22 protein-coding genes and 1 other RNA gene are annotated in these 24,938 nt (G+C 72.0%); 18 read left to right on the forward strand and 5 right to left on the reverse strand.

Features of this window, described 5'->3' with window-relative positions; all coding sequences use genetic code 11:
• Positions 1 to 158: 158 nt before the first annotated feature.
• Positions 159 to 3,509, forward strand: coding sequence for an SNF2-related protein (locus AB0A95_RS00805; RefSeq protein WP_357553662.1), 3,351 nt, complete (start codon positions 159 to 161; stop codon positions 3,507 to 3,509).
• Positions 3,506 to 4,444 carry an SWIM zinc finger family protein gene (locus tag AB0A95_RS00810; RefSeq protein WP_357553501.1) on the forward strand — a complete coding sequence of 313 codons (939 nt, stop codon included), beginning with the start codon at positions 3,506 to 3,508 and terminating at the stop codon, positions 4,442 to 4,444. Before AB0A95_RS00805 ends, AB0A95_RS00810 begins: the two co-directional genes overlap by 4 nt.
• A gap of 4 nt (positions 4,445 to 4,448) precedes the next feature.
• Here AB0A95_RS00810 and AB0A95_RS00815 read toward each other — a convergent pair whose 3' ends face one another.
• Positions 4,449 to 4,706, reverse strand: coding sequence for a DUF3040 domain-containing protein (locus AB0A95_RS00815; protein ID WP_357553502.1), 258 nt, complete (start codon positions 4,704 to 4,706; stop codon positions 4,449 to 4,451).
• 431 nt (positions 4,707 to 5,137) lie between these two features.
• On the opposite strand from AB0A95_RS00815, the gene AB0A95_RS00820 reads away from it, so the two are divergent.
• Genes AB0A95_RS00820 through AB0A95_RS00840 form a run of 5 tightly spaced genes read left to right on the forward strand, consistent with a single transcriptional unit; the run spans position 5,138 to position 11,441 of the window.
• Complete coding sequence (locus AB0A95_RS00820; protein ID WP_357553503.1) at positions 5,138 to 7,240, forward strand: DUF1800 family protein; 2,103 nt, start codon at positions 5,138 to 5,140, stop codon at positions 7,238 to 7,240.
• Between the two features lie 8 nt (positions 7,241 to 7,248).
• A complete protein-coding gene (locus tag AB0A95_RS00825; RefSeq protein WP_357553504.1) occupies positions 7,249 to 8,631 on the forward strand; it encodes a DUF1501 domain-containing protein in 1,383 nt (460 codons plus the stop codon).
• Complete coding sequence (locus AB0A95_RS00830; protein WP_357553505.1) at positions 8,628 to 10,046, forward strand: ferredoxin reductase family protein; 1,419 nt, start codon at positions 8,628 to 8,630, stop codon at positions 10,044 to 10,046. Before AB0A95_RS00825 ends, AB0A95_RS00830 begins: the two co-directional genes overlap by 4 nt.
• An 11-nt stretch (positions 10,047 to 10,057) precedes the next feature.
• Positions 10,058 to 10,669 (forward strand): FMN-binding protein, encoded by a 612-nt coding sequence (locus AB0A95_RS00835; RefSeq protein ID WP_357553506.1) that lies wholly within the window; start codon positions 10,058 to 10,060, stop codon positions 10,667 to 10,669.
• A gap of 49 nt (positions 10,670 to 10,718) precedes the next feature.
• Positions 10,719 to 11,441: an FAD:protein FMN transferase gene (locus AB0A95_RS00840; protein ID WP_357553663.1), complete on the forward strand. Its 723-nt coding sequence runs from the start codon at positions 10,719 to 10,721 to the stop codon at positions 11,439 to 11,441.
• 393 nt (positions 11,442 to 11,834) lie between these two features.
• On the opposite strand, the gene AB0A95_RS00845 is transcribed toward AB0A95_RS00840, so the two are convergent.
• Positions 11,835 to 12,506, reverse strand: a complete 672-nt coding sequence (locus tag AB0A95_RS00845; protein WP_357071031.1) for a bifunctional DNA primase/polymerase — start codon at positions 12,504 to 12,506, stop codon at positions 11,835 to 11,837.
• 247 nt (positions 12,507 to 12,753) lie between these two features.
• On the opposite strand from AB0A95_RS00845, the gene AB0A95_RS00850 reads away from it, so the two are divergent.
• The 7 genes from AB0A95_RS00850 to mctP all read left to right on the forward strand — a co-directional run bounded on the left by AB0A95_RS00850 (position 12,754) and on the right by mctP (position 19,488).
• Positions 12,754 to 13,980 carry a helix-turn-helix domain-containing protein gene (locus AB0A95_RS00850; protein WP_357553507.1) on the forward strand — a complete coding sequence of 409 codons (1,227 nt, stop codon included), beginning with the start codon at positions 12,754 to 12,756 and terminating at the stop codon, positions 13,978 to 13,980.
• 16 nt (positions 13,981 to 13,996) lie between these two features.
• Complete coding sequence (locus AB0A95_RS00855) at positions 13,997 to 14,569, forward strand: flavoprotein (protein ID WP_357553508.1); 573 nt, start codon at positions 13,997 to 13,999, stop codon at positions 14,567 to 14,569.
• An 82-nt stretch (positions 14,570 to 14,651) separates the two neighbouring features.
• Positions 14,652 to 15,524: a Nif3-like dinuclear metal center hexameric protein gene (locus tag AB0A95_RS00860; protein ID WP_357553509.1), complete on the forward strand. Its 873-nt coding sequence runs from the start codon at positions 14,652 to 14,654 to the stop codon at positions 15,522 to 15,524.
• The gene (locus tag AB0A95_RS00865; RefSeq protein WP_357553510.1) at positions 15,514 to 16,251 is read left to right on the forward strand and encodes a C4-type zinc ribbon domain-containing protein; all 738 of its coding nucleotides are present in this window, start codon (positions 15,514 to 15,516) and stop codon (positions 16,249 to 16,251) included. The genes AB0A95_RS00860 and AB0A95_RS00865 overlap by 11 nt, the downstream gene beginning before the upstream one ends.
• Positions 16,252 to 16,254: 3 nt before the next feature.
• Positions 16,255 to 17,397: a bifunctional RNase H/acid phosphatase gene (locus AB0A95_RS00870; protein ID WP_357553511.1), complete on the forward strand. Its 1,143-nt coding sequence runs from the start codon at positions 16,255 to 16,257 to the stop codon at positions 17,395 to 17,397.
• Between the two features lie 199 nt (positions 17,398 to 17,596).
• Positions 17,597 to 17,839, forward strand: a complete 243-nt coding sequence (locus AB0A95_RS00875) for a DUF3311 domain-containing protein (RefSeq protein WP_238661636.1) — start codon at positions 17,597 to 17,599, stop codon at positions 17,837 to 17,839.
• Complete coding sequence (gene mctP, locus AB0A95_RS00880) at positions 17,839 to 19,488, forward strand: monocarboxylate uptake permease MctP (protein ID WP_357553512.1); 1,650 nt, start codon at positions 17,839 to 17,841, stop codon at positions 19,486 to 19,488. Before AB0A95_RS00875 ends, mctP begins: the two co-directional genes overlap by 1 nt.
• A 307-nt stretch (positions 19,489 to 19,795) precedes the next feature.
• On the opposite strand, the gene AB0A95_RS00885 is transcribed toward mctP, so the two are convergent.
• Positions 19,796 to 20,254 (reverse strand): MarR family transcriptional regulator, encoded by a 459-nt coding sequence (locus tag AB0A95_RS00885; protein ID WP_357553513.1) that lies wholly within the window; start codon positions 20,252 to 20,254, stop codon positions 19,796 to 19,798.
• Between the two features lie 54 nt (positions 20,255 to 20,308).
• Between AB0A95_RS00885 and AB0A95_RS00890 the strand changes: the two genes are divergently transcribed.
• Entirely contained in the window at positions 20,309 to 21,541 is a 1,233-nt protein-coding gene (locus AB0A95_RS00890) for an MFS transporter (RefSeq protein WP_357553514.1), read from the forward strand.
• 143 nt (positions 21,542 to 21,684) lie between these two features.
• On the opposite strand, the gene AB0A95_RS00895 is transcribed toward AB0A95_RS00890, so the two are convergent.
• Both AB0A95_RS00895 and AB0A95_RS00900 read right to left on the reverse strand, forming a co-directional pair.
• Positions 21,685 to 22,446: a sulfite exporter TauE/SafE family protein gene (locus AB0A95_RS00895; RefSeq protein WP_357553515.1), complete on the reverse strand. Its 762-nt coding sequence runs from the start codon at positions 22,444 to 22,446 to the stop codon at positions 21,685 to 21,687.
• Positions 22,447 to 22,523: 77 nt separating this feature from the next.
• On the reverse strand, positions 22,524 to 22,664 hold the full coding sequence (locus tag AB0A95_RS00900; RefSeq protein WP_357553516.1) for a hypothetical protein: 141 nt from the start codon (positions 22,662 to 22,664) through the stop codon (positions 22,524 to 22,526).
• An 18-nt stretch (positions 22,665 to 22,682) separates the two neighbouring features.
• On the opposite strand from AB0A95_RS00900, the gene AB0A95_RS00905 reads away from it, so the two are divergent.
• The 3 genes from AB0A95_RS00905 to rnpB all read left to right on the forward strand — a co-directional run bounded on the left by AB0A95_RS00905 (position 22,683) and on the right by rnpB (position 24,702).
• Positions 22,683 to 23,063 (forward strand): hypothetical protein, encoded by a 381-nt coding sequence (locus AB0A95_RS00905; protein ID WP_357553517.1) that lies wholly within the window; start codon positions 22,683 to 22,685, stop codon positions 23,061 to 23,063.
• A 55-nt stretch (positions 23,064 to 23,118) separates the two neighbouring features.
• Positions 23,119 to 24,081 (forward strand): threonine/serine dehydratase, encoded by a 963-nt coding sequence (locus AB0A95_RS00910; RefSeq protein ID WP_357553518.1) that lies wholly within the window; start codon positions 23,119 to 23,121, stop codon positions 24,079 to 24,081.
• 204 nt (positions 24,082 to 24,285) lie between these two features.
• Positions 24,286 to 24,702: RNase P RNA component class A (rnpB, locus tag AB0A95_RS00915), an RNA gene on the forward strand.
• The last annotated feature ends 236 nt before the right edge of the window (positions 24,703 to 24,938 follow it).

Below are 24,938 nucleotides of genomic sequence, written 5' to 3' on the forward strand. Positions count from 1 at the left end.
GCAGCCCCGCGATCTTGCACTTTCTGTCGCCGCATAAGGGGCATAGGGCACGCATCGCCGACAGAATGTGCAACATCGCGTGAGGGGTGCGCGAGGGGTTCGCCGGGGTCGCGCCAGGGCCGCCTATCCTGGGCGCGGGCGGCGACGAGGGGGAGCAGGTGCTGGTCATCCACGGGCTGTGGTTGCCCTGCGACGGCTCGACCGGCGGCCTCGCCGTCTGGGCCGAGGACAGCGCCGCGCCACAAGCGCCGACCCGTCCCGGCCGGCCGCCCCGCGAGCGCCCACACCCCTTCGCCGCCGGGCACGCCGACCTGGCCGCCGTCCTCGGCGACGTCGCCGAGCCGACCCGCCCGGACACCGCGCTGCTCACCCTGCCCACCCGGGCCGGCGTGCCGACCGACTCACCCGAGCTGATCCGGACCGCCGTCGCACCCCCGGCCCGCGGCCGACTCACCCTGGCCGGGTGGCGGGTCCCCGTGCTGGTGTACGCCCCAGACGACGCGCTGCCGCTACTGCGCGCCCTGGACGACCTCCCGGCGGTGCCCGGCGCCACCCTGCGCCACCTCGCCGAGTTGGCCGACTTCGCCGCCGACCTGGTAACCCGGGGCCGGGTGCTCCCCGGCGTCGCCGCGCCGACGGATCCGCCGCTCGCCGGCGCGGCGGCGGGGAGCAGCACGCCGGTGAGCGTCACCGCGGCGGCTGTCACCTCGACAAGCGGGACGGCGGGCGGGACGGTGCCGACTGCCGCGCCGACGGGCGGGACGGCGGCGAGCGCAGCACCGGCCAGGGGCGTGGCCGCAGGGGCTTCGTCGGGCGGTTCCGCTCAGGTGTCGGCGCGTGCGGTCTGGCGGCCGCTGCTGACCGGCACCGACGCCGCCTGGGCGCGATCGCTGGCGCTGGCCCTGCCACCGGCCGCCCGCGCCGCCGCCGTGCGGCCCACCCCGACCTCGGCCACCCCGACCTCGGCGGGTTCGGCATCCGTCGAACCAGGTGGGGCTGAGCCGACGGCCGCCGTGCTTGTCGCGGACGCGCTCGACGCGTTGACCGACGCCGCCGCGCGGGCTGCTCTGGCGGCCACCACGCTGGCCCGGGGACTGCGGCCGGGGGGCCCGGCGCCGGCCTGGTTGGCCGCGCTCGCCGGCCCGCAGCGTGACTTCACAGTCGATCCCCTGGCGTTGGCCACGCTGCGCGAAGAGCTGGACGTCTGGCAGCGGGACGCCGCCGGCGGCCCGGTGCGGGCCAGTTTCCGGCTGGTGGAGCCGGCCCCCGACGAGGTCACCGAACCCATCCTGGCCACCCGCCCGGCACCGACAGACATCGTGCCGGTGCCGACGGAGTCGGTCGGGGGCGGGCGGTGGCGGCTGGAGTTCGGGTTGCAGGCGGCGGACGAGCCCGGCCTGCACGTCGACGCCGGGCAGGTCTGGCGGGCCCCGCAGACGCTCGGCGGCCTGGCCGGTCGCACGAGCAGCCCGCAGGAGACGCTGCTGGCCGAGTTGGGTCGGGCCAGTCGGCTCTGGCCGGACCTGGACGCCGCGCTGCGCACCGCCGCTCCCGAGGCGATGGACCTGGATGTCGAGGGGGCACACCGGTTCCTCAGCGAGGGCGCCCCGGTGCTGCACGCGGCCGGCTTCGGAGTGCTGCTGCCCTCCTGGTGGCAGCGCCGGTCCGCGCGGCTCGGCGCTCGGCTGCGGGCCCGCAGCCGCACCGCGCCGGGCACTGTCGGTGGCACCGAGGCAGGTGTCGGCCTGGACGCCCTTGTCGACTACCGCTGGGAGATCGCCCTCGGTGACCAGCCGCTGTCGGCCGAGGAGTTGGCGGCGTTGGCCGAGCTGAAGACCCCGCTGGTGCGGCTGCGCGGCCGGTGGGTCGAACTGGACCCGGGGCGGCTCGCCGCCGGTCTGCGTCTGCTCCGCTCGGCGGGTGAGCTGAGCGTCGCCGACCTGCTGCGCCTCGGCCTGGCCGACGGAGAGGCCACCGGGGCGCTGCCGGTGCTGGAGGTGACCGCCGACGGGGCACTGGGTGACCTGCTCGCCGGGGCGGTCGAGCGCCGGCTGACCCCGCTGGACCCGCCGCCGGGCTTTCAGGGGACGCTGCGGCCGTACCAACAGCGCGGGCTGGCCTGGCTTGCCTTCCTGCGCTCACTCGGCCTGGGCGGGGTGCTCGCCGACGACATGGGGCTGGGCAAGACCGTGCAGTTGCTCGCGCTGCTCGCCGGGGACCCGCCGGAGGCCGGGCCGACGCTGCTGGTCTGTCCGATGTCGCTGGTCGGCAACTGGCAGCGGGAGGCGGCACGGTTCACGCCGACGCTGCGGGTGCACGTACACCATGGCGCGGAGCGGGCGCGGGGGGCGGCGTTCACGACTGCCGCGCACGGCGCGGACCTGGTCCTCACCACCTACTCGGTGGCCGCCCGCGACGCCGTCGACCTGGCCGGCATCGACTGGCACCGGGTGGTGGTGGACGAGGCGCAGGCGATCAAGAACGCCTCGACCCGGCAGGCCGAGGCGGTCCGCGCGCTGCCCGCCCGGCAGCGGGTGGCGGTGACCGGTACGCCGGTGGAGAACCGGCTCGCCGACCTGTGGTCGATCATGCAGTTCGCCAACCCGGGTCTGCTGGGGCCCGCGGCGACGTTCCGTAAGCGGTTCGCCGAGCCGATCGAGCGGCACGGTGACGCCGAGGCCGCCGAGCGGCTGCGCCGGATCACCGGGCCGTTCGTGTTGCGCCGACTCAAGACCGACTCGTCGATCATCTCGGATCTGCCGGAGAAGCTGGAGATGGAGGTGGTCTGCAACCTCACCGCCGAGCAGGCCGCCCTGTACCGGGTGGTGGTCGACGACATGCTGGCCCGGATCGAGACCAGCGACGGCATCGAGCGACGCGGCCTGGTGCTGGCCACCATGACCCGGCTCAAGCAGGTCTGCAACCACCCGGCCCAACTGCTGCGCGACGGCTCGCCGTTGGAGGGCCGTTCCGGCAAGCTGGCCCGACTGACCGAGATCCTGGAGGAGGTGCTGGCGGCGGGGGAGCGGGCGCTGCTGTTCACCCAGTACGCCGAGTTCGGTGCGATGTTGCGCGGTCACCTGTCGGCGCGGTTCGGCCGGGAGGTGTTGTTCCTGCACGGCGGCCTCGGCAAGGCCGAGCGGGACGCCCTGGTGCAGCGCTTCCAGTCGGAAGACGGTCCGCCGCTGTTCGTCCTCTCCCTCAAGGCCGGCGGCACCGGGCTCACCCTGACCGCCGCCAACCACGTGGTGCACGTGGACCGGTGGTGGAACCCGGCGGTGGAGGACCAGGCCACCGATCGGGCGTTCCGCATCGGTCAGCGCCGGCGGGTGCAGGTCCGCAAGTTCGTCTGCGCGGGCACCGTGGAGGAGAAGGTGGCCGCGCTGATCGCGGACAAGCGCAACCTCGCCGAGCGGGTGGTCGGCACCGGCGAGCAGTGGATCACCGAGTTGTCCACCGGCCAGTTGCGGGACCTGTTCGCCCTGGAGGCCGGGGCGGTGGTGGAGTGAGCGAGCGGAGCGCTGGAGTGAGCCAGCCGAGCACCGACCGGTTCGCCGACTACGGGCGTCCCCGTCGGGTCGACGGGGGTCTGCGGGCGCGCAGCGCCCGGGGCGCGATCGGCAGTTCCTGGTGGTCGCGGCGTTTCCTGGAGGTGCTGGAGTCGTTCGCGCTCGGCACCCGACTGACCCGTGGCCGGTCGTACGCGCGGGCCGGGCAGGTGCTCACGCTCGACATCGCACCGGGACGGGTCAGCGCGGTGGTGCAGGGCTCCCGTCCGCAGCCGTACCAGGTGTCGATCGCGCTGAAGCCGTTCCCGGCCGCACGCTGGTCCCGGATCGAGGCGGAGCTGGCCGGCCAGGCGTTCTTCAGCGCCCGGCTGCTCGCCGGGGACCTGCCCGACGAGCTGGAGGAGCTGTTCGTCGCCGCTGGGGCGCCGCTGTTTCCCGCCGCCGTTGACGAGCTGACCCAGCGGTGCAACTGCCCCGACTTCGCCGTGCCGTGCAAGCACCTCGCGGCGACGTTCTACCTACTGGCCGAGGCGTTCGACGCGGACCCGTTCGAGTTGCTGCACTGGCGCGGCCGATCCCGTGCGCAGCTGCTCGACGAGTTGCGCGCCCGGCGGGTCGGGGCCACCGGCGCCGCCCTGCCACCCGCACCGGCCGGCCCACCGTCCGAACCGGACGGACCGGAGTCGAGTGTGGCCGTCGCCGCACCGGTCGGCGCGGCCCGCGCGCTCGCCGGGCTGCCGGCGACCCCGCTTGCCGAATCGGCGGACCGGTTCTGGATGCCGTCGGTGCCACTGCCCGATCGGCCACCCCGACTGGCGACCGGCCCCGACCTCCTGCTGCGCCAACTCGGAGCGCCAGCTCCGGCCATCGGCGGGCCGGGGCTGTTGGAGCGCCTGCGCCGTGCGTACCGGGCCTTCGGCCCGGCCGACCGGTGAGCCGTCACGTCCAGCGACGGCGGAACCGCCACATGATCGCGGCGTTCACCACAAGCACCACCGCGCAGATCGCGCCGGTCAACCGGCCGGCGAACACGGCTATCGCTGGCAGCGACGCCCACAGCACGATTGTCAACAACATCAGGTAGCGGCCCCTGCGGGCCCGGGCCCGGTGGTCCAGCCGGGCGAAGAAGGCCGGGTCACTCTCCCGGAGCTGACGGGTGATCTGGTCGAACCTGCGCTGATCCTCTTTACTGAGCATGGCGCTGCCTTCCCCTCACGCGTTCAGCGGTTCGGCGGCATACCCGCCGTGACGGCGGCTCACGCCCGACCGCTGCTGCTACTTTTCCGTCACGCGAGAGCACTTCATGTCTGGCTTACCCAAACCTTAAGTTTGTCTGTGGTGGTGGACGGCGCGGAACGTGTCGTCTACGGCGGGGCGGTCCGATCTGTGCCTGGCTGCCGCGCGTACGCCCTGCTGGGAGGGTCCGCGCTCGACTCCGGCCCGCCGTCCGACCCCGGTGGCGCGCTGAGCGCTGTCTTAAGTGCCCTCCTGCGGGTGTTCAGCCCACCTTGAAGGCACCTGAGCGCTTGGCTACCTTGCCGTAGCAACCCCCTCAGGCAACAGTCGCCGCACCTGCCGCACCTGCCCGGTCGCAGTTCTCGGCGCTCATCAGAAATCGGGATTGGTACATGGCCGACCAGAATGTGCCACCACGTCGACCGCGGGACGACCGCGGTTGGGACGGACGCCAGCACCACAGCGCGGACGGCTACGGCGACCCCCACCCGCCCGCGTCGTACGGGTACGACTCGCCCCACCCCTACCAGGGCGGCTACCCGGCGCAGGCCGACCCGCGCGAGCAGTACGGCGACGGTTACGCCCCCGCCGGACACCCGGCCCCCGGCCCACGCGGACCGCAGTGGGTCGGCCCGGAGGGTCTCGGCCGGCCGGCGCCGGCGCGACCGGCCGGAGCCGGACTGCCCGCCCTCGACGATGACGACGACCCGGGCCGCAAGGTCGGCCGGCGCAGGGCCATGGTCGCCCTCGGCGGCACCGCTGCCGTCGTCGCCGGTGGCGCGGCGCTCGCCATGACCCCGCAGATCCGTGGCCTCTTCGGCGACGAGGCGGCGGCGGCTGGCGACGCGACCGGCAGCACGGTCACCGACGGCACCGCGGCGCGGCCCAGTGGCCAGCAGCCCAGCACGGTGCGTACGTACACCGAGCAGAACGAGAGCTACATGGGCTCTCGGGCCGGTGCGGCGCTGAAGAAGAACGCGCCGACGAGTGGACGGACCCTGCCCGGCCCGGCCGCCGCCGCGGCGGCGACCACTGTGACAGTCAAGACGGTGCTGGCCAAGGACCCGATCCTGCACCTGGCCCGGCGTGCCACCTTCGGGCCGACGCCCGCGGTGGTCGCCGACATCAAGAGCCAGGGCATCGACGCCTGGATCCGCGCCCAGTTGGAGCCGGACAAGCTGGAGCCGAGCAAGGCCGAGCTGAAGCTCTCCGAACTGCCCACGCTGAAGCTCAACCCGCAGCAGTTGCGCACCCAGCGGGACCAGCTCAACGAGCAGGGCGCCCAGCCGGAGCGGGAGATGGTCGACGCCACCATCGCCCGGCAGATCTGGTCCAAGCGCCAGCTGTTCGAGGTGATGGTCGACTTCTGGAACGACTTCCTGCACGTCGCGGCCGACTTCGACGGCGGCGAGGTCTACCGCAACTCGTTCGACCAGGACGTCGTGCGCAAGCACGCGCTGGGCAGCTACCCGGAGATGCTCGTCGCCGCGAACAAGCACCCCGCGCTGCTGATCTACCTGAACCAGAAGGACTCCCGCAAGGACGCGATCAACGAGAACCTCGCTCGGGAGAACCTCGAGCTCTACTCGGTCGGCGTCGACGGCGGCTACGAGGAGCAGGACGTCCGGCAGGCGGCAATGCTGCAGACCGGTCGCGGCATCGACCGGGACGGCAAGTACGTCTTCAAGCCGGAACAGCACTACGTCGGCAAGGTGAAGATTCTCGGCTTCACCCACGCCAACGACTCCCTGGACCCGAAGAAGGCCGACGCGGCGATCGACGCGTACATCGCCTACATCGCGCTGCACCCGTCGACCGCGAAGTACGTCGCGCAGAGCCTGGCGACCCGGTTCGTCTCGGACACCCCGCCGAAGTCCCTGGTGGACCGGCTGGCCAAGACGTACACCACGAACAACGGCCTGATCAAGCCGGTGCTGATGGCGCTGTTCAGCTCCTCGGAGTTCTGGGCCGGCGTGGGCCAGAAGGTGCGCCGGCCGATGGAGTACCTGGTCGCCACGTACCGCACCCTGGGCGTCTCACCGGACCCGTCGCCGAAGCACAACAACGGCGACAACAAGCGCACCCCGTACGCCAGGGGCCTGCGGCAGATCCACGACAAGCTGCGCGAGCTGGGCCACTTCCCGATGGGTCAGCCCACCCCGGACGGCTACCCGGACGTCTACGTCGCCTGGACGTCGGCCGGCACCATGGTCAACGGCTGGAACGAGGCGGGCGAGATCATCGCCGGCTACCGCACCGCCTTCACGTACACGGCGCCCGAGAAGCTCATCGCCGCGCCGCCGGCCACCGCCGGGGCGTACGTGGACGCGCTCTCCCAGCGGCTGGTGGGTCAGAAGCTGAGCACGCGGGAGAAGAACCTCATCCTCGGTGTGGCCGGTGTGCCGGCGACTGCCAAGGTGGACGCCACGTTCAACGGGGCCATCACCGCCGTCGCGCGGGCGATCCTCGCTTCCCCCCAGCACCACCTCCGGTGAGGCACCCGATGGAGAAGACTGTGTACAACTCTTTCCCCCTGCACCCCGAATGCCCCGACGTGCGACGGCTGGCCGACAACCCGGCCGAGGCGTTGCTGCGCGCGGAGGCGGACATCGTCGCCGCCGAGAACGCCGCCGAGGCCGACCGCTACCGCACTCTGGAGAACCTGGAGGAGGCCCAGCAGGACGGTCGTGGCGTCACCCGCCGGACCTTCGTCGTGGGTGCCGCGGCCACCGCCACCGCCCTGGCCACCGCCCAGTTCGTCACCACGTCGGCGTCGTTCGCGGCGACCCCGACCGGCACCCTGATCCACGTCTTCCTCTATGGCGGCCTGGACGGACTGAGCCTCGTCGCGCCGGACAACGAGCCGGTGCTCGCCAAGGCCCGCCCCGACCTGCTGCTCGGCAACGACTCGCTGGCCCTCGACCGCGGCTTCAAGCTGACCAGCGCGTTCAAGCCGCTGGAGAAGTGGCTCGCCGCCGGTCAGCTGGGCTTCGTCCCGGGGACCTCGGACCCGCGACTGTCGCGCAGCCACTTCCAGGCCGCCGACGCCTGCAACCTGGGTGGCCTGCCCAACGAGACCGGCGGCCGGGGCTGGCTCGACGGTCTCGTCGACCACCTGGGCAAGGGCACCGCGTTCCGCAGCGTCGGCATCGGCAGCACCCTGCCCCGCTCACTGGTGGGCACCAACGGCGCGCTGTCGCTGAACAACGTGGGCTCGCTGCGGCTCAACGGCGACCAGAAGTACCGGGCCGCCACCGAGGCCGCCATCAGGGGGCTCTTCACCGGGATCAACCACCCGGTGGAGGAGGCCGTGCAGGAGGGCATGGGCGCGCTGGCCACCGCCCAGCAGTTGGCCGCCAAGCCGTACGAGCCCGCCGAGGGCGTCAAGTACGAGGGCGTCGGCAACTCGTTCAAGCAACTCGCCCAGCTGATCAAGGGCGGCGCGAACGTCCGGGTCGCCACCGTCGGGATGGGCGGCTACGACACCCACGAGAACCAGGGCACCGCCGCGGGCGGCCAACTGCACCGCCGGTTGAACGAGCTGGCCAGCGCGATGGCCGCCTTCTTCACCGACCTCGGCCCGCAGGCCGCCGACGTGACGATCATGGTGTCCAGCGAGTTCGGACGCCGGGTCGGCTCCAACACCGGCGGCACCGACCACGGGCACGGTGGGGTGGTCACGATCCTCTCCGGCAAGAAGCTGGCCGGCTCGCTGCTCGGCGACTGGAACGGTCTGGACAAGCTGGACTCCGGTGACGTGCCGGAGTACAACAACATGTTCAACGTGTACGGCGCTGTGGCCCAGGGCCGGTTCGGGCTCACCAACGCGGAGGTCGAGAAGGTCTTCCCCCGCCAGAAGTACGCCCCGATGAAGCTGTACGCGTGACGCATTCGCACACCCACGCCGCCGGCCGTCGTACCGGGACCTCGTCCCGGCACGGCGGCCGGTCGGCTGCACCCGTACCCCCGCAGATCCCGGACCGGCGCGGACCCGGCGGCCGGCGGCTGCTCGGCCTGCTGCTCCTGGTCGGCCTGCTCGCCAGCGTGCTGCCGTGGTGGCTGGGCACCCCCGCCGGTTCGCTGCGCAGCACCGCGTCCACAGTCACCGCGGCGGGCCGGATCAGCGGCCTGATCGCCGGCTACCTGCTGCTGGTGCAGGTGCTGATGATGAGCCGGCTGCCGGTGCTGGAACGGTGGATCGGCGGCGAGCAGATGGCCCGCTGGCACCGCGACGTCGGCGCCACCCTGCTGGCCGCCGTGCTGGCGCACCTGTCGCTGATCATCGTCGGCTACGCCGACCTGCGGAACCAGTCGGTCCTCGCCGAGGTCGGCACACTGCTCGGCGACTACGAGGACATGGTGTCGGCGTTCGTCGCCGCCGGCATCATGATGCTTGTCGGGTTCAGCAGCATCCGGGGGATCCGCCGGGCGCTGCCCTACGAGCTGTGGCACCTGCTGCACCTGTCCAGCTACCTGATCCTGCTGCTCGGCTTCGGCCACCAGTTCACCCATGGCGCGCAGCTCTACAAGCCCGGTCCGGTCCGCACCGGTTGGATCGCGCTCTACGTGCTGGTGGTCGCCGCCCTGCTCTGGGGCCGGGTGCTCGTGCCGCTGGCGTTCAACCTGCGCTACAAACTGCGGGTCGCCGACGTGGTCGCCGAGAGCCCCGACACCATCTCCATCTACCTCACCGGCGAGCGGCTCGGCCGGCTGGCGATGCTCGGCGGTCAGTACTTCCGCTGGCGCTTCCTCACCAGGGGCTGCTGGTGGCAGTCGCACCCGTTCTCCGTCTCGGCCGCCGCGAACGGTCGCTGGTTGCGCCTCACCGTCAAGGTCGTCGGCGCGCACACCGGGGACCTGCGGGACCTCACCGCCGGCACCCGGGTCTGGGCCGAGGGCCCCTCGGGCACCTTCACGGCGGCGCACCGGGTCCGCGAGCGGGCCCTGCTGATCGCGGGCGGCAGCGGCATCACACCGATCCGGGCGATGCTTGAGGAGTTGCCGCCGGGCGCGGCCCTGATCTACCGGGCCCGTACCCCCGCCGACGTGCTGCTCAGCCGTGAGCTGGACTGGCTGGCGCAGGAGCGCGACACCTCGGTCTGGTATGTCATCGGTTCCCGCGACGACCCCGGCCCCCGTCAACTGATGAGCCCGGACGGGTTGCGTCAACTGGTGCCCGACGTGGCCCGGCGCGACGTCTACCTGTGCGGGCCACCCGGCCTTGTGGAACAGTCGGTGCGCGCGCTGCGCCGGGCCGGCGTGCCCCGACGGCAGATCCACCTGGCCACGTTCGAGTTGTAGGAAGGCATCAGATGCGTCGCGCGTTGCTCGCGATCACCGGCCTGGCCGCCAGCACCACCGCGCTCGTGGTGTTCAAGGGGTCGCCGGCCGCCACCCAGGTCGCCCAGAACCTGCCGACCGCCCAGCCGGTCGACCCCACCCCGCAGGACGTCGACCCGGCCGGCGCTCCGGCCGTCGGCGCGGCTGCCGAACCGCCCGCCGGGGCACCGACGCCGTCGGTGGCGCCCAACGCGCCGTCGTCGGCCAAACCCACAAAGAGCACCACCCGGCCGCCCAGCACCCCCCGCACCACCACGAAGGCTCCGACGGCGCCGCGGCCCACCACCAAGGCGCCGCAGCCGACCACCCGCCGGATCACCGGGCCGGGCGTGGACAACGAGTACGGGTACGTGCAGGTGCAGATCGTGGTCTCCGGCAACCGGATCGTCGACGCCGTCGCACTGTCGCTGCCCAGCGGGGGTGAGTCCGACATCCACAGCGACGACGTCAGCAACCGGTACGACGGCAGCGGCGGCGAGGTGGTGCAGAAGCAGAGCGCCAACGTCAACACCGTCTCCGGTGCCACCGAGACCAGCAACTCCTACAAGCAGTCGCTGCGGGGCGCGATCGAGCAGGCGTTCTGACGTGCCGGTCGCGCTGATCCGACCCGGGCTGTGCCGGGTCGAGCAGATCATGGGTACGGCGATCACGGTGGACCTCGCCGACGACCTGCCGCCGGCCACCCTGTCCGAGTTGGCCGACGACGCCTTCGCCTGGATGCGCGAGGTGGACGCCCGGTTCAGCACGTACCGGCCGGGCAGCGAGGTGTGCCGCTTCGACAGGGGGGAGGTGCCGCTCTCCGAGGCGTCGGCGGATCTGCGGTTCGTGCTGGAGACCTGTGCCGACCTGTGGGGTGCCACCGACGGGTTCTTCGACGCGTACGCCACCGGGCGGCTCGATCCGTCCGGTTTCGTCAAGGGGTGGGCCGCCCAGGTCGCCTCGGACCGCCTGCTCGCCGCAGGTGCCGCGAACCACTGCGTGAACGCCGGCGGTGACCTGCGGGTGCGTGGCCTGTCGCCGACCGGGGCACCGTGGCGCATCGGCATCCGGCACCCCTGGGACGCCATGGCGACCTGCCTGGTGCTCACCGGGACCGACCTGGCCGTGGCCACGTCCGGCGTCTACGAGCGGGGCCGGCACGTGCTGGACCCCCGCCGGGGCACCCCGGCCAGCGGGTTGCGCTCGGTGACGGTGGTCGGCACGGACCTCGGTGTGGCCGACGCGTACGCCACCGCCGCCCTGGCCATGGGCGCTCCCGGTCTAGCCTGGCTGAACACCCTCGACGACCACACCCACGCGGTGGTGACCGACGACGCCCGCCAGTACCATTCCGCCGCCCTACCGCGAACCCCCTAACGCCCCACCCCAGCCCGCCCTCGCCCCGCTCCCGCGATTTTGCAGTTTCTGTCGTTCGTCCTGGTTTGCGGAGATCGCCGGGGCAGAAAGTGCAAGATCGCGGAGGCCGGGCGGTGCGGGGTGGGTTAGCGGACTGGGCGGTTCGTGCCGGCTGGGCGGGAGCCGGTGGGGCGTGGGCGGCCGGGACGCGAGCCGGACGGTCTGGTGCCGGCCCAACGGTGCCGTGGGTGGCTGCGTCGGGGTGGCTCGGTGCCGCCGGGATGCGGCGCTCTGTCGTCAGTGGACATCGTTCCCCCGTTCGTGGCGCGCGTTGCGCGCTGTCTCCCTGTCAACGAGGACCGGCGTCCCGGCGACGCTGTCGGGCACCGGATCGAATCGTCGGTCGGGCCGGTCTCATCGGCCTCGTCGGGGCAGCGGCAGGTGACCGGGGAGCAGGTCGGGGGCGAGGGTCACCCCGGCGGCGCGCAGCGCCCCGATCAACGTGTTCTGTACGAGGTACGAATCCGGCAGTTGCCAGCGGGCCTGCTCGGGAGCGACCGCCCAGCGGACAGTCCCCTCCGGCAGCCGGGTGGGCGGCGCGGGGATCCACGAGCCCGGCCCGTGTCGGACCACGTGGAAGCAGTGCTCCAACTCCGGCCGGAGCGGGTCGCCGGGGCGGACCAGGAACATCCACCGCCCGGTGGGGGTGACGAGCACCGGGCCGCGTACGCCGGTGCCGGCCGGATGGATCCGCACCGCGTCGAGCACGTGCCGACCCAGGTGGGCGGGCACCTCCAGCACGTCGAAGGTCCGGCCGGTGGGCAGCAGCACCCCGTGTGGGCGGTTCCGCCACCAGGTGGCCACCCGGGCCGGGTCGGCGCTGGCGGCCAACTCCCAGTTCTCCAGGGCGGGGTGGCAACCCACGGTGGGACATCCGGCCCGACCGCAGACGAAGCGGCTGCGGGCCAGACAGGCCCCGGGCGTGACCTCCCATCCGTGTGTGGCGTACCGCATGGCGACCCTGCGCAGCCGGACTCGTTCCAGTGGTGACAGTTCGGCGACGCGCGGTCCGACGTTCCCCCACATGTGTGCCATCTCCCCTCGTCGGGCCCGGCGGTCGCCAGGTCGCATGTCGAGCACCGTCACTGCCGTAACCCACGATCGTTGAGGTTGACGAACGGCTCGTGCAACTTGCACGAAAGTACGAGAACTGGCCGTTCGGCTGACGCACATCGTGTGCGACCAGCGAAGACCTGAAAGCGAACGGCGGTCGCCGCACCCGGGGACATCGCCCTGGCTCGATCTATCGGCGGCGACGGAGGAGGATGGGGAGATGGACGAGCTACCCATAGGACGGCGAGTGGCCTACTGGCGGGGACGCCGCAAGATGTCGCAACAGGTCTTCGCCGACCGGCTCGGCAAGTCCAAGAGTTGGGTGGACAAGGTCGAACGCGGCGTCCGCCGGTTGGACAAGTTCTCCGTCCTCTACGAGATCGCCGACATTCTCCAGATGGACGTGCAACTGCTGATGGGCAAGGATCCGGAGCGGCGCGCCGACGCCCTCAACTGCATCGACCAGGTCGAGGTGCAGGAAATTCGGGCCGCGCTGGAACGCTACGACTCGATGAGCGCGTACTTCGACGCGGTGCCGTGTCCGCCACCGCTGGACGACCTGCGCAAGGCCATCAACCACGCCTGGCTCACCTACCAGTACGGCCGCTACGGCATGCTCACCCGGGCCCTGCCGAAGCTGCTGCGCGACGCCCAGGCGGCCGACGCCGCCTACGGCGGTGGGCAGGCCGCCGAGGCGGCCCACCTGCTCGGCCAGGTCTACCAGATCGCTTCCTCGGTGCTGCGCAAGCTCGGCGAGTGCGAGCTGGCCTGGCTGGCCGCCGACCGGTCGATGGCGGTGGCCCAGCGGGCCGACGACCCGCTGCTGGCCGGCATCGCCACCACCCGGGTGTGCAACGCCCTGGTCGCGATGGGTCGGGCCCGCCCCGCGCTGGAGCTGAACGTCCAGATCGCCAACCGGCTGGCACCGGGCGGAAGCAACGAGGTCACCCCGGCCCGGCTCTCCGTCTACGGGATGCTGCTGCTCCAGGGCGCGATGGCCGCGTCCCGCATCGGCGACTCGGCAAGCGTCGACGACCTGATCAACTGTGCCCAGGAGGCCGCCACCCTGCTCGGTGGCGACCACAACCACTACTGGACGTCGTTCGGCCCGACGAACGTCGAGCTGCACCGGGCCGCCGCCGCTGTGGAGTTGGGCGACGGTGGCCGGGCGGTGGAGGTGCACGACCGGATCGCGGAGCACTCCTTCAACGCGCTGCTGCCCGAACGCCGCGCCCACCACCTGCTCGACATCGCCCGCGGGTACGCCCAGGTCGGCGACGTGGCGAACGCCGGTGAGATGTTGCTGATGGGTGATCGGCTCGCGCCGGCGGAGATCCGCTGCCGGCCGATCGCCCACGAGGTGATGTCGGACGTCCTTCGTCGCACACGTGGTGCGCTGCCTTCTCCGGTAGCGGAGTTGGCTGAGCACATGGGAGTAGGAGTATGACCGCGGAGCCGGCGTGATGGCCGGTTCAGCGCGCAGCAGCGGGCACCGTGCGGTGCTCTACGTCGTCGCCTGTGGTTCGCCGCTGGCCCGCAGGGTCGGGCAGTTGGTCGACCTGGCGCAGCAGGACGGCTGGGACGTCTGCGTGATCGTCACGCCGGACGGCGCCAAGTTCGTCGACAAGGCAGCCCTGGCCCGGCAGACCGGCCATCCGGTGCGGACGCACTACAAGAATCCCGACGACCCGGACGTGCTGCCGCCCGCCGACGCCATGATCGTCTGCCCGGCGACGGTCAACACTGTCAACAAGTGGGCGGCCGGGATCGCCGACACGCTCGCGCTGGGGCTGCTGGTGGAGGCGCAGGGTAAGGGCATCCCGATCGTGGCGGTGCCGTACACCAACGTCGCGATGGCCGCCCACCCGGCGTTCCGAGCCGGCGTGGCCCGGCTGGCCGAGTGGGGTGTCACTGTGCTCTTCGGTGACGACGTGGTCGCCCTGCACCCGCCCGGCACGGGGGAGCAACACCTGCACGCCTTCCCGTGGGCGATGCCGCTGGCCGCGCTGCACGCCGTCGCCGTGGGAGCCGCTTAGCGCCCACGGCGGCGCCCGTGCGCGGCGCGACCGGGCCGGGCGTCACCGCTGGGCGGCCCCCGCGCCGGTAAGCTGGCCCGCCGTGAGCACTAGCGGATCCGTCCCCACGGTGACCGACGTGGTGGCCGAGCTGGAACGGCGCTATCCACCGGTCTGGGCCGAGGACTGGGACCGGGTGGGCCTGGTGCTCGGCGAGCCGACCGCCCCGGTCCGCCGGGTGCTCTGCGTGGTCGATGTGGTGCCCGAGACGGTCGCCGAAGCGCTGGCCGTCGACGCGGACCTGATCGTCGCGCATCATCCGCTGTTGCTGCGCGGGGTCTCGTCGGTGGCGCCGACGACCGTCAAGGGCCGGATCATCCACCAGCTGATCCGCGCCGGGGTGGCGCTCTACGCGGCGCACACCAACGCCGATGTGGCGTCCCCCGGCGTCTCCGACGCCCTCGCCGCCCGATTCGGGCTGACCGGCCTGCGCCCGTTGCAGCGGCCCGCGCCCGGCTCGGCGGCCCACGGCGACGACAGGGGTTTCGGCCGGGTCGGCGAGTTGCCCGAGCCGATGACTCTCGCCGAGCTGACCCGACACGCGGCCGCCGTGCTCCCCGTCACGTCCTGGGGAGTTCGCGCCGCGGGGGATCCCGGGCGTATGGTTCGTACCCTCGCCGTCAGCGGCGGGTCGGGGGACAGCTTCCTCGGCGCCGCGACCGCCGCCGGGGTGGACGCGTTCCTCACCGCCGACCTGCGGCACCACCCGGCCGGCGAGCACCTCGCCGCCGATGGTCCCGCCCTGATCGACGCCGCCCACTGGGCGACCGAACGACCGTGGCTGGACGACCTGGCCGCCCTCCTGCGGGAGGCGCTGGGCGTCGAGACGCTGGTGTCCGACCTGGATACCGATCCGTGGACCGTGCATGCCGCCGCACCCGTTGTGGACGACAAGGAGCCCGACCGTGAAGGCTGACCCTCAGGTGCAGCGCCGCCTGCTCGACCTCCAGGCGATCGACACCAACCTCGCCCAGCTCGCGCACCGCAGGCGAACGCTTGCCGAGCGGGCCGAGCTGGAGTCGCTGGCCCGGGAGCTGTCGTCGCTGGAGGACGAGCGGGTCCGCGCCCAGGTGGCGGTCGACGACCTGGACCGGGACATCGCCCGGCTGGAGAAGGACGTCGACCAGGTCCGCGCCCGCAAGGAGAAGGACGAGAACCGGCTGGCCGCCGGCACCGGCCCGGCCCGCGAGTTGGAGGCGCTCCAGCACGAGCTGGTCTCGCTGAACCGGCGCCAGGGCGACCTGGAGGACGCCGAACTGGAGCTGATGGAGCAGCGCGAGACCGCGCAGGGCGTCCTGGAGGGCGTGGAGCAGCGGCTGGCCGACACCCGGGAAAAGCGGGCCGCGACCGAGCAGCGCCGCGACGACGCGCTGGCCGAGATCGCCAAGGAGGAGGAGTTCAAGCGCGGGGCCCGCCAGCCGCTCGCCGCCGACCTCCCGAGCGACCTGGTCACCCTCTACGACAAGATCCGCGAGGACACCGGCCTCGGTGCCGCGCTGCTCACCGCGGGCCGCTGCGGCGGCTGCCGCCTGGAGCTGTCCGGCGCCGACCTGGCCCGCATCCGCAAGGCGGCCCCGGACGACGTGGTCCGCTGCGAGGACTGCCGCCGGATCATGGTCCGTACCAACGAGTCGGGCCTGTAGGTCGTGGCGCCGCGCGTGGTCGCCGTCGAGGCCGACGGTGGGTCCCGGGGCAACCCCGGCCCCGCCGGCTACGGCGCGGTGGTGCTCGACCCGGAGACCGGCGAGGTGCTCGCCGAGCGCTCCGAGTCGCTGGGTACGACGACAAACAACGTCGCCGAGTACCAGGGGCTGATCGCCGGCCTGACCGCCGCCGCCGAGCTGGGCGCCGCCGAGGTGGACGTCCGGATGGACTCCAAACTGGTGGTCGAGCAGATGTGCGGCCGGTGGCAGATCAAGCACCCCGGCCTGCGGCCCCTCGCCGCCCAGGCCGCCGGGTTGGTGGGCCGGTTCACCGCCGTCCGGTTCACCTGGATTCCGCGCGATGAGAACCGGCACGCCGACGCGCTCGCCAACGCCGCCATGGACGCCGCCGCCGGCCGTCCCACCTCGGCCCGGACGACGGGCCAACCGCCGGCGACATCCGCGACCGGCAGCGACCCGGCGACCGTGCCGGCCTCGTGGGAGCCACGGCCGACCTTCACCGCCACCCGGCTGATCCTGGTCCGCCACGGCGAGACCGAGTACACCGAGCAGCGGCGCTACTCCGGCCGGGGCGACGTGCCCCTGTCCGAGCGCGGCCGGGCCCAGGCCGGGGCGACCGGCGCCCGGGTGGCCGCGCTGGCCCCGTCCGTCGCGGCCGTGCTCAGCTCACCGCTGTCCCGGTGTACGGCCACCGCGGCGGCGATCGCCGCCGCACTCGGCGGTGACGTGCCGGTGCGCACCGAGGACGACCTGATCGAGTGCGACTTCGGCGCGTGGGAGGGGCGCACCTTCGCCGAGGTGCGTCAGCAGTGGCCGGGGGAGATGGACGCCTGGCTCGCCTCACCTCGCATCGCCCCGCCGGACGGAGAGTCGTTCACCCACGTCGCCGAACGCGCCCACCGCGTGACAGCCGGGCTGCTCACCGCGTACCCCGGGGAGACCGTGGTGGTGGTCTCGCACGTCTCGCCGATCAAGCTGATGCTGCGCGACGCCCTCGCGGCCGGCGACGGGTTCCTGCACCGGCTCTTCCTTGACGCGGCCGGCATCTCGGTGCTCGACATGTGGCCCGACGGCGGCGTGGCAGTCCGCACGGTCAACGACACCGCCCACCTCGCCGCGCTCTGATCGGCGGCGGTCGGGCCCACCGGCCCGCCTCGCCCCGACGGCGGCGTTCCTCGCTGCCCTGCTGGGCGTGCGCGTCATTCGGCGCACCGTGCTCGCCGCTCGGCGCACGACTCGCCGGCCGGACCGTTTGACGGTCCGCGCGAAGCCGTAGCCTCCGGCCCGTCACATCGAGATCTTCGACTCCCCGGAGGTGTGTCAGATGGCTGCACCCGAACCGGAGGCGCCCACCACGGCGCCAACCAGGGCGAAGGACCACAGCCCCTGGAACTGGTTGCTCTTCATTCCCATCGTCGTACCGCTGATCCCGGCCTTCTTCAACGGCGACTCGCCTCGGGTCTTCGGCTTCCCGCGCTTCTACTGGCTGCAACTGGCCTTCATCCTGCTCGGCGTCGGCACCACCACGTTGGTCTACCAGATGACAAAGAAGCGGGGAGGCCGCTGATGTGGCGCGACCATCTCACCGAGATCATCGTCTTCTCGCTGCTGTTCCTCCTGGTCAGCGCGATGGGCTTCGTGGCCGCCCGGTGGCGGGCACCGAAGGACATGGCGCATCTGGACGAGTGGGGGTTGGGCGGTCGCAGCTTCGGCGGCTGGATCACCTGGTTCCTGGTCGGCGGTGACCTCTACACCGCGTACACCTTCGTGGCCGTGCCGGCGTTGATGTTCGGTGCCGGCGCGGCCGGGTTCTTCGCCGTGCCGTACACCATCGTCATCTACCCGCTGGTCTTCCTGGTGCTGGTGCGCCTCTGGTCGGTGTCGCACCGGCACGGGTTCGTCACGCCGGCCGACTTCGTCCGCAACCGGTTCGACTCGCCGGTGCTGGCCCTGCTGATCGCCATCACCGGCATCGTGGCCACCATGCCGTACATCGCGTTGCAGCTGATCGGCATCGAGTCGGTCCTCAAGACGATGGGCGTCACCGGCGACAACGCGCTGGCCCGGCACCTGCCGATCATCATCGCGTTCGCCATCCTGGCCGCGTACACGTACCAGTCGGGGCTGCGCGCGCCCGCGCTCATCGCGTTCGTCAAGGACAGCCTGATCTACATCGTCATCCTGGTGGCGGTCGTCTACCTGCCCTACAAGCTGGGCGGCTGGGGTGACATCTTCGCCGCCGCGGACGCGAAGTTCGACGCCTCACCCAACCCGAACGACGGCATCCTGCTCAACGGCAACAACCAACTTCAGTACGTGACGCTGGCGCTCGGCTCGGCGTTGGCGCTCTTCCTCTACCCGCACAGCATCACCGGTGTGCTGGCCAGCAGGAACCGCGACGTGATCAAGCGGAACATGTCGGCGCTGCCGGCGTACAGCCTGCTGCTCGGGCTGATCGCGCTGCTCGGTTACATGGCCATCGCGGCGGGGGTGAAGCCGCTGCCCGGCGCTTCGGCCGGCACCGTCGACAACAACACCATCGTGCCGCTGCTGTTCGACCAGCAGTTCCCGGACTGGTTCGCCGGTGTGGCGTACGCCGCGATCGGCATCGGTGCCCTGGTGCCCGCGGCGATCATGTCGATCGCGGCGGCGAACCTGTTCACCCGCAACATCTACAAGGAGTACCTGAAGCGGGACGCCTCCCCGGCCCAGGAGGCTAACGTCTCGAAGATCACCTCGCTGGTGGTGAAGGTCGGCGCGGTGGCCTGCATCGTGTTCCTCGACCCGCAGTTCTCCATCGATCTCCAGCTGATCGGCGGCGTGATCATCCTTCAGACGCTGCCGGCGGTGGCGCTCGGCCTCTACACCCGCTGGTTCCACCGCACCGGCCTGATCGTCGGCTGGGTGGCCGGCATGGGCCTGGGCATGTGGATGCTCTACCAGGTGGCCAGCCCGACGAAGAAGCACTTCGGTGGTTCGGCGTTCCCGCTGTCGGAGTTCGGGTTCGACACCACCAAGACGATCTACGTCGGCATCGTGGCGGTCCTGGTCAACCTGGCCGTCGCGGCGCTGGTGACGCTGGCGTTGCGGGCTGCCAAGGTGGACGAGGGAGTCGACGGCACCACACCTGACGACTACTTCGCCGACGAGGGCGACCCCCGCATCACCCCGGGCCCGGACCGCGACGCCGACTCGGCCCGCGAGCCGGTCGCCTGACCCCAGGCACCTACGCCCGGGCGCCGACGTGGGTCGGTGCCCGGGCGCACGTGTCCCCGCGCCCCGTGTCCCCGCGCCCCGTGTCCCCGCGCCCCGTGTCCCCGCGCCCCGTGTCTCCCGCGCCCCGTGTCTCCCGCGCCCGGCGTCTCCCGCGTCGATCTTGCAGTTGTGGTGCCCGGCAGGTGGTGATTCAGACCGTTTGTCCCCCACCATAACTGCAAGATCGACGGGGCAGGGCAGGGCAGGGCGGGGCGGGGCTGGGCTGGGGCTCGGCGGGGTGGGGTGGGGTGGGGGGTGGATCAGGGGATCAGCGGGGGCGGTTGCGGTTTATCAGGGCCTGGTTGAGGCGGCCCAGCAGGGTTGCCAGGGTGGCGCGGTCCTCGGTGGTCCAGTCGGCCAGCATGTCGCCGTAGAGCCGGGTGCGTGCGGCCTGCACGGCGGCCATCCGTTGGAGGCCGGCGGTGGTGGGGGAGATGACAGTGCCCCGGCCGTCGGAAGGATCCGGGGTGCGGCTGATCAGGCCGTCGCGTTGCAGCGCGGAGACCTGCCGGGTCACCGTCGAGCCGTCCAGGTTGAGCCGGGCGGCGAGGGCCGAGACGTTCTGCGGGCCGGCGTCGGCCAGGTGACGCAGGATGACGTACGCCGCGCGGTCGAGCACCCGGTGCTCGGCGGTGCCGGTGGCCCGCCGGGTGGCCTCGCCGAAGCGCATCAGCAGGGCCACCTCGGTCTCGATCCGGCCGAGGGTGCTCTCGTCGTCGTCGCTCATAGCTGTATGATACAGGATAAGTACCTGCACGATACAGCTATCTGAGGAGTCGGAGTGGACCGGCGTTCCGAACCGAACCGCAGTGCCATCTACGCCACCACACTGGTGGCCTTCCTCGCCATCGCCGGCATCGCCGTCGTCGACCCGATCCTGCCGGCCATCGGCGAGGCGATCGGCGTCAGTGCCTGGCAGGTCGAGTTGCTGTTCACCGCGTACATCGCGGTCATGGCCCTGGGCATGATCCCGGCGACGCTGGCTAGCGGCCGGTTCGGCTTCAAGCCGGTGCTCATCACCGGCGTCTCCGTGGTCGGCCTCGCCGCGATCCTGGCCTCGTTCAGCGACAACATCGTGCAACTGTCCGTGCTGCGCGGAGTCTGGGGGCTGGGCAACGCGATGTTCTTCGCCACCGCCATGGTGGTGCTCGTCAACCTGGCCGTCGACCGGGAGTGGGTGGTCGGCCTCTTCGAGACCGCCCTCGGCCTCGGGTTCGCCGTCGGACCGCTGATCGGCGGACTGCTCGGCCAGGTCAGCTGGCGGCTGCCGTTCCTCGTCTGCGGCGTCTTCATGGTCCTCGCCCTCGGCGTGGCCTCCCGCAGACTCCGCGAACCCACCAACCGGCAGGCCCCGGTACGCGTCGGCCAGATCTTCGCCACCTACCGCCGACCGGCGTTCATCGCCCTCTGCGTGGTGACCGCCGCGTACAACTTCGTGTTCTTCGTGGTGCTCGGCTACACGCCGCTCTTCCTCGGCCTGGACATCGTGCCGCTGGGGCTCGCGTTCACCGGCTGGGGCCTCGGCCTGGCCGCCGGCATCCTGGTCGTCGGCCACCGGCTCGCCCACCGCATCGGCGGTGTGCAGACCGTCGGTGTCGCCATCACCGGCCTACTGGTCTGCATGGTCCTCTTCGCCACCTCGCAGTCCACCGCCGAGGCGCTCGTGGTGCTGGTGCTCGCCGGCCTCTGCATGGGGCTGGCCAACGCCAACCTCACCGACCTGGCGCTCGGCCTCGGCTCCAGTGACCGTCGGGTCGCCACCGGAGCGTTCAACCTGGTCCGCTGGGGCGCCGCCGCGCCGGCACCGATCATCTCCGGCAAGCTCGCCGAGCACTCGCTGGCCCTGCCGTTCTGGGTCGGCTTCGGGGTCCTCGCCGTCGGCGTGCTCGTCTACCTGGCCTTCGCGCACGTGATGGCGTCCGGCTACGGCGAGCGGGTGCTGTGGTCCCGGTCGAACCGCACCGCCGCGGATGCCGAGAACGCCGTCGAGGAGCCGGTAGGCGAGGCCTACTAACCCGCGCTGTGCCGCGCCCCCGCGCCACCGTCGCCGGCCCTGTCCAAGATCCGCGCACCTGCGGGGAAACTGCTGCCTCGGCGTCGGTTGAGGCAGCAGTTTCGGTGAAGTTGCGCGGATCTTGAGTGGTGGCACGGGCACGGTCAGCTCAGGGCGCGCCAGAGCAGGTAGAGGCCGATCGTCGTGCCGAACACCACGATCACCGTCTTGAGCACCACCGGCGGCAGCCGGCGGACGAGCCGCGCGCCCGCGTACCCCCCAAGGAGGGTGGCCGGCGCGACCACCGCGACCGCCGCCCAGTTCACCGGACCGAACAGGGCGAACACCACGAGCGTGGTCAACCCCACCACCGCGGAGAGCAGGTTCTTGATCGCGCTCACCCGTGCCAGGGTCGCGTCCAGCACCAGGGCCAGACCGGCGACCAGCATCACCCCGAGCGCCGCACCGAAGTAACCGCCGTACACCGAGCCAAGCGCGACCATCGTCTGCACCGTGACCGTCCGCCGGCGTGGCGACAGGTCCCGGGGGTGACCGACCAGCCGGCGCAGCGGGTCCTGGAACGCCAGGACCGCTGTCGCGCCGAGGACCAGAAAGGGTACGACCAGCTCGAACGCGCGGGCCGGGGTGGCCAGCAGCAGCAGTGCGCCGAGAATCGTGCCGACGACCGTGGTGGGCACCAGCGTGGCCAGGGCGCGGGGGCGCGGGAGGTCCATCCGGCTGCCCGCCACGCTGGCCAGGTAGCCGGGGAACACCGCGATGGAGTTGCTGACGTTCGCCGGAACCGGGGGCAACCCGACAGCGATCATCGCTGGGAAAGTGATGAGGGAACCACCACCGGCCACCGCGTTGACAGTGCCAGCGGTGAGACCGGCGGCGAGCAGCAGCGCCGCGTGGGAGAGATCCATAGCCCCACGAGGCTAGCCCGGCCGACCGGACCCCCGCGCAGTCGGCTGGCCAGTCGCCCGCGCCCCGACACCGAACGTCAATGGCTGGTCGGCGTGACTTCGTTCAGCAGGTCGGCCAGGCACTCGGTGGTCGCCGGTGCCCGCAGGTGCAGCCGGGCCACGTTGATGCTGTCCTGCCCGATCACGGCGAGCAGAGCATGCCCGCTGACCGCGTACACGCTCAGGTAGCCGCCTGCGTGGCGAATCGTGGACTGCTGGAAGTCGCCCTGGTCGAGCCGGAACCTGACTGCGTCAAGGTCAACCCCTGGCAGTCGCACCGGTTCGACGACTTCGTCCCCACGGCGATCGGCAGCCGGTACGGGAGCGTCCCGTCCCAGGTGCCGTTCGAGGAGGTGGCCAACCGGTTCGTCAGCGCGGGCGTGGAGATCTATCACGTCAGCCGGGTCGCGGTGGCCTCCCTCGAACAGTATTGGGTACCGAAGGGCAAGGTCATGTTCTCGTTGATCTCCGAATACCAGCTGGAAGACTTCACCGCGCTGCGGCTCGGGGACGTCTATGACGCGTACATCGCCACCGGTGTCGACCTTCGGGCGGAGCTGCTGACCCGGTATCGCTGACGGCTGCTCCTGATCCGCGGGCTGGCCCGTGCCGCTGCTGTGGCAGGCTTCGGTGATGATCGAGCTCGCAGACATCGAGGCGGCCGCCGACCGGATCGCCGGCCACGTGGTCCACACGCCCACCGTGTCCAGCCCCGGCCTGTCCGAGCTACTCGGTGTGCCCGTCAGCGCCAAGCTGGAGTTGCTGCAACGTACCGGGTCGTTCAAAGCACGTGGCGCGGCGGCGAAGCTGCTCGTCCTGGACGACGCCGAACGGGCGGCCGGCGTGGTGGCGGTCAGCGGCGGCAACCACGGCATCGCGGTCGCGGTGATGGCCGGCGCCCTGGGCGTGGCGGCGACAGTGGTGATGCCCCGGACCGCGCCGGCGCGTGCCGTCGAGGTGGCCCGCGCGGCCGGTGCCGACGTCCAGCTGACCGACGGCATGTCCGCCGCGTTCGCGCTCATGTCCCGACTGCGGGAGGACGGCCTGACCCTGCTGCACCCGTTCGACGACCCGGTGGTGCTCGCCGGGCAGGGCACTGTCGGATTGGAGTTCGCCGACGACGCCGGTGAGTTGACCGACGTGCTGGTCAGCGTCGGCGGCGGGGCGCTGATCTCCGGGGTGGCCGCGGCGCTGCGGGCACGCCGGCCGGGGGTACGGGTCTGGGGCGTGGAGACCGAGGGCGCGCAGGCGATGTCGCAGGCCCTGGCCAAGGGTGGACCGGTCGAGGTGCCGCTGTCGTCGATCGTCACCACGCTCAGCGCGCCGACCGTCTCGCAACTCACCTACGATCACGTGACTGCCCTGGTCAGCGACGTGCTCGTGGTCTCCGACGCCGAGGCGGTGCGGGGGACTGTGGAGCTGGCCGAGCATGCGAAGGTCTGGGCGGAGCCGGCCGCCGGATGCCTCCTGCCGGCCGCCCGCCGGGTACGGGAGCGGGTGGGTGACGATGCCCGGTTGGGTCTCGTGCTCTGCGGTGGCAACGCCACGGTCGCCGACGTGGCGTCGTGGACGACGCGCCTGGGGGCCCTCGGATAATCCGGTAGCAGGCCGCCGCGCACGATCCAGCCTCGGGCACCGCGCGCCGCCCTCGTCGAAGGCCGTGCCGGTCCGCCAGCGCCGCCCGCCGCGTCGATCGGGCTCCGTCTGCCGGTCGCGTCGGTCCGCCATCGTCATCGGCCGAGCCGAGCCGGGGCGGAACGGGGCGCCCCCAGCACGTCGTTAGGATGGGAGCGCGACGGACGAGTCGACCGGGCGGTCGCGTCGGCGGGCTTCGGCCCGCCGCCGAGGAACGTCCGGACTCCACAGGGCAGGGTGGTTGTTAACGGCAACCCGGGGCGACCCGCGGGACAGTGCCACAGAAAACAGACCGCCGACCCCAACGGGGACGGTAAGGGTGAAACGGTGGGGTAAGAGCCCACCAGCACCCCGGGTGACCGGGGTGGCTCGGTAAACCCCACCCGGAGCAAGGCCAAGCAAGGGCCGTCACCGCAAGATGACGACCCGGCGCAGACGCTTGAGGGCTGCCCGCCCGATGTCTGCGGGTAGGCCGCTGGAGCCTGCCGGCAACGGCAGGCCGAGATGGATGGCCGCCGCCGGCGCAGACCCCTTTGGGGTACGCGTCGCGCACAGAATCCGGCGTACAGGTCGACTCGTCCGTCGCCCACCAGCTCAGAGGCCCGATCAAGGCTCTGAGCTGGTTCTATGTTCGGGCGTCGATGGTCGTTCATGGTCAACATTGGGCGGCGTTTGACGCCCTGAGCACGCCCTGACGCCCTGGAGACGCCCTGATTCTTGGCTCAGTTGACCTCTTCTCGGGTCGGGCTGGCTGGGCCGCCGTGGGCCGTCTCCCTGCCCACGCCCGACCGTTCCGGCTGGGGCCGGCGGCTGTGGGG

This window comes from Micromonospora sp. NPDC049230 (assembly GCF_040647875.1).
In the GTDB taxonomy this organism is placed as follows: domain Bacteria; phylum Actinomycetota; class Actinomycetes; order Mycobacteriales; family Micromonosporaceae; genus Micromonospora.